12 protein-coding genes are annotated in these 13,261 nt (G+C 61.9%); 2 read left to right on the top strand and 10 right to left on the bottom strand.

Annotated features, from left to right (window positions below; translation table 11 throughout):
* Position 1: 1 nt before the first annotated feature.
* The 9 genes from pgaB to ASG55_RS12270 form a co-directional block, all read right to left on the bottom strand.
* On the bottom strand, positions 2 to 1,999 hold the full coding sequence (gene pgaB / locus ASG55_RS12310) for a poly-beta-1,6-N-acetyl-D-glucosamine N-deacetylase PgaB (protein WP_056786970.1): 1,998 nt from the start codon (positions 1,997 to 1,999) through the stop codon (positions 2 to 4).
* 12 nt (positions 2,000 to 2,011) lie between these two features.
* Positions 2,012 to 4,492, bottom strand: coding sequence for a poly-beta-1,6 N-acetyl-D-glucosamine export porin PgaA (pgaA, locus tag ASG55_RS12305; protein WP_056786967.1), 2,481 nt, complete (start codon positions 4,490 to 4,492; stop codon positions 2,012 to 2,014).
* Positions 4,493 to 4,731: 239 nt separating this feature from the next.
* Positions 4,732 to 6,237: a YdgA family protein gene (locus ASG55_RS12300; protein ID WP_056786963.1), complete on the bottom strand. Its 1,506-nt coding sequence runs from the start codon at positions 6,235 to 6,237 to the stop codon at positions 4,732 to 4,734.
* 249 nt (positions 6,238 to 6,486) lie between these two features.
* Positions 6,487 to 7,122, bottom strand: coding sequence for a hypothetical protein (locus tag ASG55_RS12295; protein ID WP_056786960.1), 636 nt, complete (start codon positions 7,120 to 7,122; stop codon positions 6,487 to 6,489).
* Between the two features lie 93 nt (positions 7,123 to 7,215).
* Positions 7,216 to 8,658, bottom strand: coding sequence for an efflux transporter outer membrane subunit (locus tag ASG55_RS12290; RefSeq protein ID WP_056786958.1), 1,443 nt, complete (start codon positions 8,656 to 8,658; stop codon positions 7,216 to 7,218).
* Positions 8,655 to 9,542, bottom strand: a complete 888-nt coding sequence (locus ASG55_RS12285; RefSeq protein ID WP_056786955.1) for an efflux RND transporter periplasmic adaptor subunit — start codon at positions 9,540 to 9,542, stop codon at positions 8,655 to 8,657. The genes ASG55_RS12290 and ASG55_RS12285 overlap by 4 nt, the downstream gene beginning before the upstream one ends.
* Positions 9,539 to 9,748 (bottom strand): DUF1656 domain-containing protein, encoded by a 210-nt coding sequence (locus tag ASG55_RS12280; RefSeq protein WP_016772264.1) that lies wholly within the window; start codon positions 9,746 to 9,748, stop codon positions 9,539 to 9,541. The genes ASG55_RS12285 and ASG55_RS12280 overlap by 4 nt, the downstream gene beginning before the upstream one ends.
* Positions 9,745 to 11,808: an FUSC family protein gene (locus ASG55_RS12275; RefSeq protein ID WP_056786953.1), complete on the bottom strand. Its 2,064-nt coding sequence runs from the start codon at positions 11,806 to 11,808 to the stop codon at positions 9,745 to 9,747. Before ASG55_RS12275 ends, ASG55_RS12280 begins: the two co-directional genes overlap by 4 nt.
* Positions 11,805 to 12,233 (bottom strand): MarR family winged helix-turn-helix transcriptional regulator, encoded by a 429-nt coding sequence (locus ASG55_RS12270; RefSeq protein WP_016772266.1) that lies wholly within the window; start codon positions 12,231 to 12,233, stop codon positions 11,805 to 11,807. The genes ASG55_RS12275 and ASG55_RS12270 overlap by 4 nt, the downstream gene beginning before the upstream one ends.
* Before the next feature lie 195 nt (positions 12,234 to 12,428).
* On the opposite strand from ASG55_RS12270, the gene ASG55_RS12265 reads away from it, so the two are divergent.
* The gene (locus ASG55_RS12265; RefSeq protein WP_016772267.1) at positions 12,429 to 12,707 is read left to right on the top strand and encodes a hypothetical protein; all 279 of its coding nucleotides are present in this window, start codon (positions 12,429 to 12,431) and stop codon (positions 12,705 to 12,707) included.
* Entirely contained in the window at positions 12,704 to 12,985 is a 282-nt protein-coding gene (locus ASG55_RS12260) for a type II toxin-antitoxin system RelE/ParE family toxin (RefSeq protein WP_016772268.1), read from the top strand. Before ASG55_RS12265 ends, ASG55_RS12260 begins: the two co-directional genes overlap by 4 nt.
* On the opposite strand, the gene ASG55_RS12255 is transcribed toward ASG55_RS12260, so the two are convergent.
* Positions 12,973 to 13,227, bottom strand: a complete 255-nt coding sequence (locus ASG55_RS12255) for a DUF2789 domain-containing protein (protein ID WP_056786950.1) — start codon at positions 13,225 to 13,227, stop codon at positions 12,973 to 12,975. The two genes, ASG55_RS12260 and ASG55_RS12255, sit on opposite strands and share 13 nt — an antisense overlap.
* Positions 13,228 to 13,261: the final 34 nt, after the last annotated feature.

Below are 13,261 nucleotides of genomic sequence, written 5' to 3'. Positions count from 1 at the left end.
GTTATGGATTCCATTTGTTGGAGAGTGCAGGCCTTACGGTTTTCAGGTCTGGCAGGTTGTCGAGGAAGTTGTCCGGGTAGTAACCGAAACTGGTCGCGCCCTGGCGCTTGAGCCGGCCCATCCAGTCCGCCAGATGCACGGCATCGATATCGGCCTGATCCTTCTGGTTCCAGTCGCGCGCCTGCAATTCGAACACGGTGCGGTTGAGTGCGCCGGGGCGTTTCTTCACCGTGGCAACCAGTTCTTCCAGCCACGGGCCGGACTCGGCCAGTGTCTGTTTTTCCATCAATGGCATGGCCATCGGCGCCGTCCAGTCGTAGGTGGCGAGGAAGTCATCGAGGTTCTGCGCGAACCACGCTTCGCTTTCAGGATTGAGCATCGGCTCGGCGAAGATGTTGCGTGCGGTCAGCACTTGCGGGCCGCGAATCGCACGGACCTTCGCGGTCAGTTCGTTGGTGAAGTCGATCAGGTAGCGGCTCTTGAAACGCGTCCAGCGTTGCATCGCCGCCGGATCGTCGCGCAGCGCGGCAATCGAACCCGGCAGACCTTGAGCGGCGTACGCCTTCAAGGCATCCGGGCTGGCGTCTTCGAAATCCGAGAGCACCGCATCGTCGTGGTAGAGAATGCCGTCGACCGAGGTCAGCCGCGCCACATCTTCATAGATTTCACCGATGATCTTGCGCACTTCCGGATTGAACGGTGACAGGCGTTTGTACTGTTTCGGATCGACCGAGGTGGTGGCGGTTTTCGGGTCCCAGCGGGTCACGCGCGGCAGCTTCGAATCCAGTTCGAAACTCAGCACCGGCATCCACGCAAAGACCTTCACGTGGGCACGGGTGCGCAGTTGCCAGGCGACGCGGTCGAACAGGTCGGCGCGCATCGGCAAGTGACGGTTGGGGAAGTACAGCGAATGCACCAGACCATCGCCCTTGGGATCGGCGAAGGCTTGCAGGAACACCGTGCTGGCACCGAGGTCAGCCATGCGCTGCACCAGTTTGCCAAGGTTGATGTCCTGCTGGGCCGGGTCCGGGTCGTAGACGTTGTCGAGGTCGACATGCACCACGCGCATCGGCGCTTCGGCCTGCACCGAGACGATGCTGTTGGCGAAATGCTCGCCGTCAGGATCGGAGGCGACGAGAAAGCGCGGCCCGCTCATCAGGTTATCGAGGGTGTCGAGGCCGTCGTCCAGCGTCAGGGCCATTTCATAGCCCTCCTCACCGACCACGGTCAGCGAGGTACCGTCGGCGGTGCCGTACGGCCAGACCCAGACGCGTGGTTTGTAACCGGTGGCCTTGCGGATCTTCTCGGAAATGTTTTTCACGTCGGTGCGAATGCGCGCCTGGAAATCGGCTTCGGATTCGTAGCGTTTGGTCACCGGGTCATAACGCCGGGTCGCGGCGGCCGGCTGCAGGTTGCCCTGCGGGTTGCCAAGGATGCCTTTGTGGTTGGCATCGGTGTGAGCGGCGATCTCTACCAACCCGGACCTGGAAATTTCGCGGATCTGCTGCCAGGTCAGGAAGTTCTCACGGTTACGCGGCGTGCCGGCGAAATCCACCGGTTGATTGAGCGGCGTGTCGATCCAGGTGCCGACCGGCGCCAGCAAGGCGTGCCAGTTGTAGGCGCGCAACACTGGCAACACGCGGGTATAGAAGCTGGCGTAACCGTCGTCGAAACTGAGCAACACCGCTCTCGCCGGCAGCTCCGGGCCGCCCTTGCGTGCCGCCATGATCTGGTCGACGGTCACCGGTTTGTAGCCGTTCTCGCGCAGCCAGGCGAGCTGCTCGATCATGCGCTCGGTGCGCACCGCCACCACGGCCTGATCGGGATCACGGTCTTCGACATCGTGATAGGCGATGCCGAGCACATGGTTTTTTGGCCACGGTTGTTCACTGGCCGCGACCGGGCGCTCGGAGGGCGGCGCGAAGGCGGGGGCTTGCTGGGCGCAGGCGCTGACCAGCAGCGCTCCCAGCAGAAGGATGAAACGCGAGATAAAAGGCATCTTCAAACTCTTCTAGAAGCGGAAAGTGAGGTCGACAAGCAGTCGCAGATCAGTTTCCCGATCACCGTCATAAGGCCGGTTGATCACACTGAACATGCCGCCCACATCGAACACGTCGTTCCAGGCGTACCGTTGGCCGTAACCGAGCAACGCCATGCCGCCGGTGCCGTGGTCGCGCTGACTGTAAGTGCCCGCGCCGGCCTGGAATTGCTGGCTCCAGGAAGTCTCGTAGCGGTGGTAGAGCACGTGGTTGACGTTGACCAGCGGCATCACGCTGAAGTCCGACTTCGGGTTGAAGTACGGCACGTCGTCGGATTTCGAGTTGTGGCTGGTGCCGACTTCCAGGCCTGCGTCGACCTGGATGTTCGGCGCGGTGTAGATGCCCTCGCGCCCGGTCACCAAGGCTTCGACGCGGTTGTTGCCATCACTGAAGTGCGACGGGCTGACCGACACGCGCCACTCGCGGCTTTCGTTGGCGCGCCAGCGCAGGAACGCACTGCCGCCATTGGCCTTGATGTCGCTGTTGAGCGCGCGCAGCGGCGTTTCCGCCGAGAGGTATTCGAGGCTGCCGCCGTACTGCCAGTGATCGTTGATGTCGCGGGCTATCGCCAGGCGTGCGCCTTGTTTGTCACCGAAGCCGTAATCGTGATTCGACACCTCGGCTTCGAGGGTCATGTCACGGGTGCGCCGTTCCAGGCCGACACGCTGGAAGCGATGGTGGCCGGTGCCTTCGGCGAAATCACCGGTGGCATAACCGGCCCCGGCGAAGACACGCCAGTCTTCATTGATCGGTGGGCTGTAAAGGGTGCTCTGGATACCGAAATCACGGCTGCCGCTGACCGCACCGGCATCGCCGCTGCCGCCACCGTTGGCCTTGCCGCCGTAGGCTTCGACGCGCAGTTCGGCCATGTCATGCACTTCCCGTTCGCGAGCCAGACGCTGCACCTGGCGGTTGTCCGGATAACGCGCGACCACATCGTCGACCAGCGCATCGTTCTGCCGCCACTCCTGCAACTCCATCGCGGTGCGCGCCTGAGCGACTTCCAGGCCGGCATCGCGGGGCGCCATGCTCTCGGTTTCCTTGAGCTGATTTTCCGCGCGGCGCGGCCACTGGCGGGCGAGGTAAAGATCGGCCTGGGCCAGACGCAAGCCAAGGTTGCCCGGCGCCTGATCGACCAGCGTCTGCAAACGCTCTTCGCCGTGCGGAAGATCGGAACCGTAGGTGCCGGCCTGGGCGGCGAGTTGCTGGGCGTCCATCCATTCGTCGTTGGGGTTGCCGATGGGCAGACCTTTGAGCTCGACGCGCGGACGCTGGGCTTTCGCTGCGTCTTCGGCGACCTTGCGTGCTTCATCGGCGCGGTCGCTTTCCAGCAGCGAGTAGTACAGCGCAGTGCTGTCCTCAAGACGATCACCGACATCGGCGTCCGGCGCCGAAAGCACCTGGCGATACAGATCGGTGGCAGTCTCGGGCTCACGCTGATCGAGATAAGACGCTGCCACCCAGCGCAGGGCATAGGTCGGAATTTCCACGCCCTCGGCTTGCAGTTTCTGGTATTCGCTGATGACGTCGGCGGTGCGCGCCCGCGCCTTGAGCGCGCCCATGCGGTCGATGCGCCAGCGCGTCACGTCATCGTGAGCAGTGGCGTCAGGGGTCCAGGTTGCGAGCAATTTGTCGTAATCGGCCAGCGCGCGGTCGGCGATGACGTAGCGTTCCTTTTCGCTGCGGGTGGCCAGTTCGGCGAGGCGCACGCGTTCGGCGGCGAGATCGCCTTCCAGGCGGCGCAAGGTCACCGGATCAATCAGGCCGGGACGTTGACTGGCCAGCCGCAGCGCCGGTTCTGGCAGGCGGGCCTTTTGCAGGGCGACCACGTACTCGCGGGCAACTTCCGGCTTGTTGCCGGCGCGGATGAAGGCCTGATCGTATTCGAAGAGTGCGTCGTACTGTTTGCCGGCTCGACCGAGTGCGTAGCCCAAGGCGAGACGGCGTGACGGATCGTCGGGTTTGGCGGCGACCAGCGCCTGGGCGCGGGTGACGGCCTGATCGGGTTTGCCGGAATCGGCCTGGGTCAGCGCGAGACCCAGTTGCAGGTCGGCGTTGTCCGGCTCCAGCGCCAGCGCCTTGTTGTACACCTGGATGGCCTGATCCCAGCGCTTGAGGTTGCGATAGGCACGCGCAACGGCAGTCAGCGCCTGCACCGGCAGAACGCGGTCACGGCCTTGGGTTTCATAGACCTTGACCACTTCGGCATCGAGCCCGGCCCAACTGGCGATTTGCAGATGATCGCTGATCTGGCCTTCGCTTGCCTGGCCCGGCGGCACCTGACGCAGCACGGTCAACGCAGGCGTGTAATGCCCGGCCCGGGCATCGCGCACCATCTCGTCGTAGGGTGTGTCGGCCAACGCCAGCAGCGGCCAGAGCAACTGGCTGCACAGGGCGAATCGGAACAAAGGGCGTAAACCACGATGTAATACAGGGCCATCAATACGCGGCATTTGTCAGCATCCTTACATGGCCAGCCGGGTCGCAATGCCCTCCTTGCCCATTCGTAACGGTGGCCGACAAAAACAGCCTTCGGCCAAGCTTGGTGAGGCAGTCTGCACGCAAGCGAGAGCGAATTTTCACAACGCAATATTTGTTCAGAATCGGTCCATCTGTACAAAATCTGTACAGCAAAACGCCCAGCGCCTGTTCACACAGGGGCCGGGCGTCTGGGGGGGGGGCGCGGTTGGGTTTATTGCTCTTGGGTGACGCCGGCAAACTTGCTCATGAGGAAACCGATGAACTGCTCGACGGTCATCTTCTGGCCGTTGAATTCGACCTGATTGGCCGCGTAATGCAGTTTGGTCACCACGTTGGTGCCGTCGGCGACAGCCAGTTGCGAGCCGACCGCCATGCCGGCGAACATGTCCGCCGCTTCCTTGGACTGATCGACGATGGCTTTGGCGTCAGTCTGGCCATCGAGTTGCGCCTGCACGCTGAGCAGATCGACCAGCATCGGCTTGGATACCTGAATGTTCAGGTCGAGCAGCGCGATCAGTTGCTTGCCGAGTTGATCCGGCGGCAGATCCATCGATTGCGGCTTGGTCAGGTCGATCACCAGATTGGCGCGGCTTTCACCGTTGGCGGTGTTGAACGACAGGTTCTCCAGCGCCAGTTGCGGGCCGGCCGCCAGCAACTTCTGCAGATCGGCTTTGACCTGGGCGTTTTCCGCTTCGGTCAGATTCAGCTCCGGTGCCGGCAAACCCTGCGCGGCGGCCTCGGCGGCAGCTTTTTCGTATGGCTGCAATTTGGTCTGGTAGATCTGCATCAGCGACATGGTCGACGGAATGTCGAGGTTCTTCAGGCTCATGGCCATGGCCGCCGAACCGACTTTCTTGTCGTTGAGCGTCACTTCGCCGATTTTGTAGTCGGCACGCCCCGAGGCGTTGCTGCCGCTTTCTTCGGTGCGGTTCTTCATTTCGAAGTTTTTCACGCCCAGCACCATCGGCTTGGCACCGAAGGTGGTTTTGCTGCTAGTCACTTCCAGGGTGTTTTCCCCGGTGTAGTAGCCGTAGCTGCTCTTGGCGAGGTTGCTGGCCAGGGTCAGACCGTTGAGCTCGACCTGCACCGGCGCCTGGTCTTGCGACACGGTGACCAGTTTCAGGTTGTCCATGTAGCCGTCGGCCTTGACCTTCTGCGCCTGGGCGCTGGCGGCGATGTCCATGCTCAGACCGGAAAACTTCAGGCTCGACTGCTCATCCAGCGCGGTTTCGAACGGCACCAGACTGAGGGTGCTGGTGGTCGATTCGTCGTAGCCGATGTTGGTCACGCCCTTGAGCGGCGCGGCGCCGTTGGTAGCGGCGAACCATTTTTCCGTGGACGGGCTCTTTTCCAGCTCGTAGTTGCTGGTGGCCATGACCGGCAGCCACTTCAGCGAAACCAGACGCGAGAACGGCAGCGGGCCGTGCTCGATGTGGTCGACGAATAGTAGCTCGACCGGGGCATCGCCGAACATTTCGCCTTCGCCCTTGAGGCGATAGTGCGCGGTGCTGGTGAAGGTGTGGCGCTCAAGCGATACCAGTTCCAGCGACGCGGTGCCGTTGGAGCCGGCCATGGCGGTCTGCAACTCTTTGTTGGCGTTGGTCACGGCGTTGTTCAGTACGCCTTCGATCTTGGTCCCGGTGTACCAGGCCCCGCCTGCGCTGATCGCGCCGATGGCAACAACAATTCCGAGAAGCACGCCTGCTGATTTATTCATGAATGACCTGATCGGTTTCCGTGGCTGTGGATGAAGTCGTCTTCCTTGAACCCGGGATCGGGTCGCGGCTCGACTGTGCGCAATTAAGCGATGGAGATTAGCACCGGGCGCGGGCGACGGCCCAATGTTTAAAGGTTAAAGAGTGTCTATGGACACTTGGGAGAGCAAAAAGATCGCAGCCTTCGGCAGCTCCTACATTTGCAATCCGATTGTCCTGTAGGAACTGCCGAAGGCTGCGATCTTTTGATTTCAGGAATACTGAACCTCGATTTCATCCAGCTGATGATCAAAGCTCTTCAGCCGCGCGGTCCAGGTATACACCAGCACTTCAAAGTCGCGATCGATCACCGCTCCGCCGGTGGTATCCGCCCGCACATCGCAGAAATCCAGCTGATAGCGTTCACGAGCCATGGCCGTGGCGACGTCGGACAGCTCGCGGGCGTTGTTCAGCCAGTGCCAGCCGTCATCGGCGATCTGCTTGTCGAGTTCCAGGCATTGCTTCTTCAGCCCTTCGAGGCTTTTTTCCAGCGGCGTGCCGGTGAGCTCGCCCATGACCTCGGCGAAGGTTCGCCCGGGCTGCCAGTAACTGCCCCAGAAGTAGCGGTCGAACACGGTTTCAACCCGGCGCAGGGCGACTTTGGTGTCCCAGATCAGCACGAGCATCTTGCCGCGCTCGAGCTGGCGCTTCTTGACCCGTTGCAGCTGAATCGAGGTCCACGCGACGACGACGATCGCCATCACCGCGATCAACGCAACGGCGCTGTCGAGGAAAACCATTGCCGTGTCGATCTGGTGGGCCAGCATGATCCCGTAGAAATACGTGGCCGAGAGCAGCACCAGTGCGACCAGAGCGCACCAGAAGCCGAGAGCGTAAGGGTTTTTCATTATTGGTTTCCCCTGGGCCAGCACGAGCAATGTGCATTGCAGGAGCGCTTGGCATGGGGCGCCCCTCCAACACTTCAAAGCATAGCAACGGCCTCAGGGTTTGCTGGCGCTCGAGGTGTTCGTTCGTCCGCTTTCCCAGCCACCGCCCAGGGCGAGGAACAAATCGATCTGGCTCATTGCGACCTGGGTGTTGGCGCCGGCCAGTTGCGCGGTGACATCGGTGTAGGTGCGGGTTGCTTGCAGGTCGGCAAGGAACGACTCGCGGCCGGCCTGGAAGAAGCGGTGCGTCTGCTCGGCGGCGAGCTTGGCCGACTGCTCGGCTTCGGCCAGCGCATCGCGGCGTTGCAGCAGCGCGCTGTACTGGGCCAGACCGGTCTGGGTCTCGCGGATGGCGTTGAGCACCACGCCGTCGAAATGCGCCAGCGCGCCTTGAGTGTTGGCCTCGGCTTCACGGATGCGCGCGCGGGCGCCGTTGGTCGGTACTTTCCAGCTCAACGACGGGCCGAAGCCCCAGCGGTTGGTCGACGGGTCGCCGAGGTCATCAATGATGCCGACGGTGCCGATGGTCGCGCCGATGCTGATGTCCGGGTACAGCTCACCGGTGGCGATGCCGATGCCGGCGGTTGCCGCAGCAAGACGCCGCTCGGCCTGACGAATATCCGGGCGGCGCTTGAGCAGCGCAGCGCCGTCACCAACCGGCACCAGTTGCGCGATCTTCGGCAACTCGGCGCAACTGGCGGTACCTGCCGGCAACTGCTCGACCGGTTTGGCCAGCAGCATCGACAGACGGAACAGCCCGGCCTGACGCGCTGCTTCATAGCGCGGCAAGTCGGCGCGCAGGGATTTGAATTGGGTCTGCGAACGGGTGACCTGGGTCTCGTCGCCACGCCCGGCATCGCGCAGACGCTGGATCAGCGTGGTGCTTTGCGATTGCAGGTCGAGAGAATGCTCGGCGATTTCCCGCTCTTCATTGGCTGCGCAGACTTGCGTATAGGCGCGAACCACGTCCGCCACCAAGGTGATACGCGCAGTGTCGGCTGCGGCCTGAGTAGCATCGGCATTGGCTTTGGCCGCTTCGATACCGCGCTGCAAGGTGCCCCACAGGTCGAACTGATACGAGGCGCTGATGCCGATATCGGCGATGTTGGCCACCGGGACTTTTTCCGGCAGCAGGAACGCCTGACCGGATTCCTGCAAACGTTGCGCGCCCATTTTCACCCCGCCGCTCCACCCGCCAGCGGCCTCGGCTTCATCCACCTGAGCGCGCGCCCGCGACAGGTTCGCCGCCGCTACACGCAAATCGGTGTTGGAAGCCATGGCCTGCTGTACCAGTTGATCGAGGCGCGGGTCTTTATACAGCCGCCACCAGTCCGCCGGCACCGGCGCCGAGACCACCGGTTTGCCGGCGACTGCCAGCTCACCCTGAATATCCTTGCGCTGCACCGCCGCGTCGGCGGGCACCTGATAATCCGGGCCGACCATCTGACAGGCCGAGAGCATCACGCCCAACCCGGCGATCAACCAGGCCCTGCTCATGGCTGCGGCTCCTCATGCTGGTCGTCGATGATCGACACGGTGGCGGTACGCCCGGCAATCATGCGGAAGTCGGCCGGTACATCATCGAATGCGATGCGCACCGGAATCCGCTGCGCCAGGCGCACCCAACTGAACGCCGGGTTGACGTTGGGCAGCAGGTTGCTGCCGCTGGTGCGGTCGCGGTCTTCGATGCCGGCGACGATGCTTTCGACATGCCCGCGCAACCGCGCGCGGTCGCCGATCACGCGAATATCCACCGATTGCCCGACGTGAATGCCGTCGAGTTTGGTTTCTTCAAAATAGCCGTCGATGTGGAATGAATTGCTGTCGACCACCGATAACACCGGGCGCCCGGCGGTGACGAATTCCTGCGGACGCGGCGCGCGGTCGTTGACGTAACCATCGACCGGGCTGCGGATCACCGAGCGATCGAGGTTGAGCTGCGCACTGTCGACCGCCACCAAGGCTTCGGCCAATGCCGACTGCGCACGGGCGACGCGCGACTGGCTTTCTTCCAGTTGTTCGGCCGGCACCAGGTTGCCGAGGCCACGGTTACGCTTGGCTTCACGCTGCGCCTGGGCGAGGGTTTCTTCGCGATCGGCAACGGCGGCCTTGGCCTGGCGCAGAGCCAGTTTGAAGCGATCCTGGTCGATGCTGAACAGCACCTGACCGCGCTTGATCAACTGGTTGTCCTTTACCTCGACCTGCTGGATCAGCCCGGACACGTCCGGAGCGATCTGGATGATGTCGGCACGAATGTGGCCGTCGCGGGTCCACGGCGCGAACATGTAATACATCACCATGCGCCAGACGAGGACAACGGCAAAAGTCACGATCAGCAGGGTCAGAACCACGCGACCGATGGTCAGAAACGGTTTTTTCATGTCATCAGGTATCGACTGAGTGAGTCCACGCCGTACAGCAGCACGGCGTAAAGCGCCACGTTGAACAATGCCCGGTGCCAGACCAGACGGTAAAAGTGCAGGCGTTGCAGCACGCCATGCACCAACAAAAACAGCACGTAAGTAATGCCCATCAGCACCAGCAGGGTCGGCAGGAAGATGCCGCTGATATCCAGGTCACCGATCATAGGGGCGCTCCATCGGGCAGCGGTTCTTCGGGCTCGGCGCTGGAGACGAACTCGACGCCGGGCAGCAAGGCGAGACGCAGACCGCTCAAGGCGTGCAACAGGTGCAGACGGGTTTCATCGTCACCCTGGCCGTTGAGCGCACGGCGCGTGCGATCGAGGGTCATCAGCAGACCGCTCGGTGCCGGCAGGCGTTCGTCGGCTTTGAGGCAGGCGCGAAAATACTCGCCGACCTCCCCCACCACTTGTCGCAACAGGGCATTTGGCACGCCGGTGACGCGCGGGGTGTAGGCAAGCAGATCGAGCATGTTCAGACCGACACGCACTTCACGCATGGCGATGCCGGTGTCCTGACCGGTCAGGGCCAGACGCGGCAGGTGCTGCATCAGCCGATCGAGCAACTGCACGCCCAACTGCCGATGCTCGGCGAGGCTGGCCGGTTCGGTCATGCTGACGATGTCTTTCCAGCTGAATCGGGTCAGACGCTTGGCCGCCAGTTCGGCACCGAATGGCCGCGCCACCAGCGTCCAGATGAAGGCGAACAACAGCCCCAGCGGTCCAGCCAGATTGGAGTTGGCGAAGGCGAAAAAGTCTGCGTCGTAGGCACCCTGAATACTGATGAACGACGAGGTATTGACCAGCGTCAGCAGCATGCCGAGGTAGAAACGCGGCTGCACGGTCAGCGTACCGATGCAAATGAACGGCACGGCAAACGCCAGCACGAGCATCGGGAAATCGTGCAGGTTGGGCAGAATCAGAAACAGATAAAGACTGGCGAACAGCACCGACATCCCGGTCCAGAAAAAGAACCGGTAAATCTGCGGCGCCGGGTCGTCCATCGAGGCAAAGAAGCTGCACGCCACCGCCGCCAGAATCACCGCGCTGCCACCGTCCGGCCAGCCGAGCAGAATCCACAGCACCGAAGCGACGATGATCGCCAGGATGGTCGAGGCCACCGAATACAACATCAGCCCGCGATCGATGAACGGCGTCAACCGGCCCAGGCGCCAGTGCCGGTACACCGCGCGCCAGCTGTCCTGGCGCTCGCAAAGAATCGCATCCTGCAGGCTGCGGCAGTCCTGCCACAGATCGATGAATTCACCGAGGCGGTAAATCGCATTGGAGAACAGCAACTGTTTGCGCTCCTCCAGCGCTTCGGCGCTCGGTTGCAACGCGTCGAGTTGATCTCTCAGTGCTTGCCAGCGCTCGAGATTGGCGTCCGCGTGGCCCAGCCATTCCCGGGTCGCGGTCAGCAACGGCTGGAATTTTTCCACCAGTTCCGGGGTGCGGCGTTCGAGGGCGTACAGCGAATCCTCTAGGGCATCGATCACTGGCAACAGGTGAATCATCCGGCCGCGCAGTTCCTTGGTGTTACGCACGGTTTGTGGCCGCGCGCCTTCGTGGGGCAACTGGCCGATCATCAACTCGAGGCTGTTGAAATTGGCGACCATGGCCATGCGCAGCGCGGTGACTTCTTCCGGCTGCACATCGCGGCTGAGAAACTTCAGGCTGTAGCTCGTCGCATCGGCGAACCACTTGCTCACGGCATCATTGAACACCGGCGCCAGGCGTCGCGGCCAGAACATCGCACCGACCACCGCAGCGACGGCGATGCCAAGGAAAATCTCTTCGGTACGCGCCTCGGCCACGTCCCACACCGCCAGCGGATTATCGACCACCGGCAGGGCAATCAGCGGCAAGGTGTAACCGGCCAGCATCAGCGCATAACTGTTGGCGGTGCGCAGATGCAGGGACATGAACAGCAGAATGCCGGTCCACAACGCGATCACCACCACGAGCACATACGGGCTCTGCACGAACATCGGCACGAACAGCACCGCCGCCGCTGCGCCGAGAAATGTACCGGCCGCGCGGTACAGCGCTTTGGAGCTGGTCGGGCCGAGAAACGGGCTGGAGACGATATACACCGTGGCCATCGCCCAATACGGACGCGGCATTTGCATGAGCAAGGCGATGTACAGCGCAATCATCGACGCGGCAAAGGTACGGACCCCGTAAAACCAGTCACGGGCCGGCGGCATGCCAGTGAAAAAACCTTTCAAGAATTGACCACCACAGGCGAACTCGCCGCCTCAAAAGCCCTGAGTACCCGAAGCGTAGCTTCCAGATCACTGCGCTCGATGCCTTCCAGCACCTCATGACGCAAGCGCACCAGCTCAGCCTCCACCGCCTGCACCAGCTCGCGACCGGTATCGGTCAGGCTCAGGCACTTGGCCCGGCGATCCTGGGCATCTTCGGTGCGACAGACGTAACCGGCGTGGCACAGCTGATCGAGCAAACGCACCAGCGAAGGACTCTCCATCCCCGCAGCCTGGGCGACTTGCACCTGACGCACGCCCTCGCCCAAACGCCCGATCATCAACAAGGGCACGGCGCAGGCTTCGGAAATTCCATAGTTGACCAGCGTGGTCTGGCAGATCTTCCGCCAATGCCGGGCGGCCACCACCATGGCGCTGCTGATGTTCATCTGGAGACTGTCGAGGGAATCGGACACGGGATAACGGACACTGTTAGTTTGCTAACTATCAATATCGCACTGGATGGGAATTTCAGTCAAGTTTTGAAACAAATCTCTCCGTTAGTCGCCCTATCTGACTCAAAGCTATCTCCTTCGATACTGACAAGGTATATACGTTGTCATCACCAAATTCAGGAGCCCAACATGTCAAAACAAGCCGTTTTCACAATGAAACTGGAGCCGGAACTGCGGGAGGAGTTCATGGCGGAAGCCGAAGCGGCACACCGGCCGGCGTCGCAAATCATGCGAGACATGATGCGTCAGTATGTTCAAACCCAGCGAGAGGCCCGCGAATATGAAGCGTTCCTGCAACGCAAGGTTGAAATCGCTCGGGAATCCGTACGTGCCGGAGACGGATTGAACAACGAAGACGTAGAAGCAGCGTTCGCGGCAAAGCGCAGGCAGGCAGAAGATCACCTATGAAAATCATATGGACGCCAGCCGCCGCACAGGATCGTGCAGATATTTGGGACTACTTGCAGGCCGCCAACCCAAGAGCGGCCATCGAAATGGATCTGCGCTTCAGCGAAGCGGTTCATCGCCTTTCCGACAATCCGTTGATTGGCCGTGCCGGCATCATTGCCGGTACGCGTGAGCTGATTCCGCATCCCAGTTACCGTCTTGTCTATCAAACGGAGAGAGATGCCGTCTGGATCATGGCGCTGGTGCATACGGCACGGACTTGGCCTCAGCCGAAGTAATCAGCCCGCCCCTTGCGCAACATCACATTCAACTGATCCACCACCTCCGCCCAATCCGCATCGTCGAGAATCTCCTCGCGCAGAAACTGCGCCTGACTTTCCGTCCAGAAAAACGCGTCAGCCAGATGCAATTCCGGTTTGAGCGGTGAATGGCTGGCGATGAATTGTTCGATGCCGGTCGGATCGTCATCGAGGCCGAGTTGTTTGAACAGGGCCGGTAGGCTGTGCTGCGGATTTTCCATGATGCAACTCCTCTGCAATTCAGGTCCGGCGTTG

It is taken from the genome of Pseudomonas sp. Leaf434 (assembly GCF_001425545.1).
Classification (GTDB): Bacteria; Pseudomonadota; Gammaproteobacteria; order Pseudomonadales; family Pseudomonadaceae; genus Aquipseudomonas; species Aquipseudomonas siliginis.
Note: the sequence above shows the minus strand (reverse complement) of the source record. Positions and strands in the feature narration are given on the sequence as shown.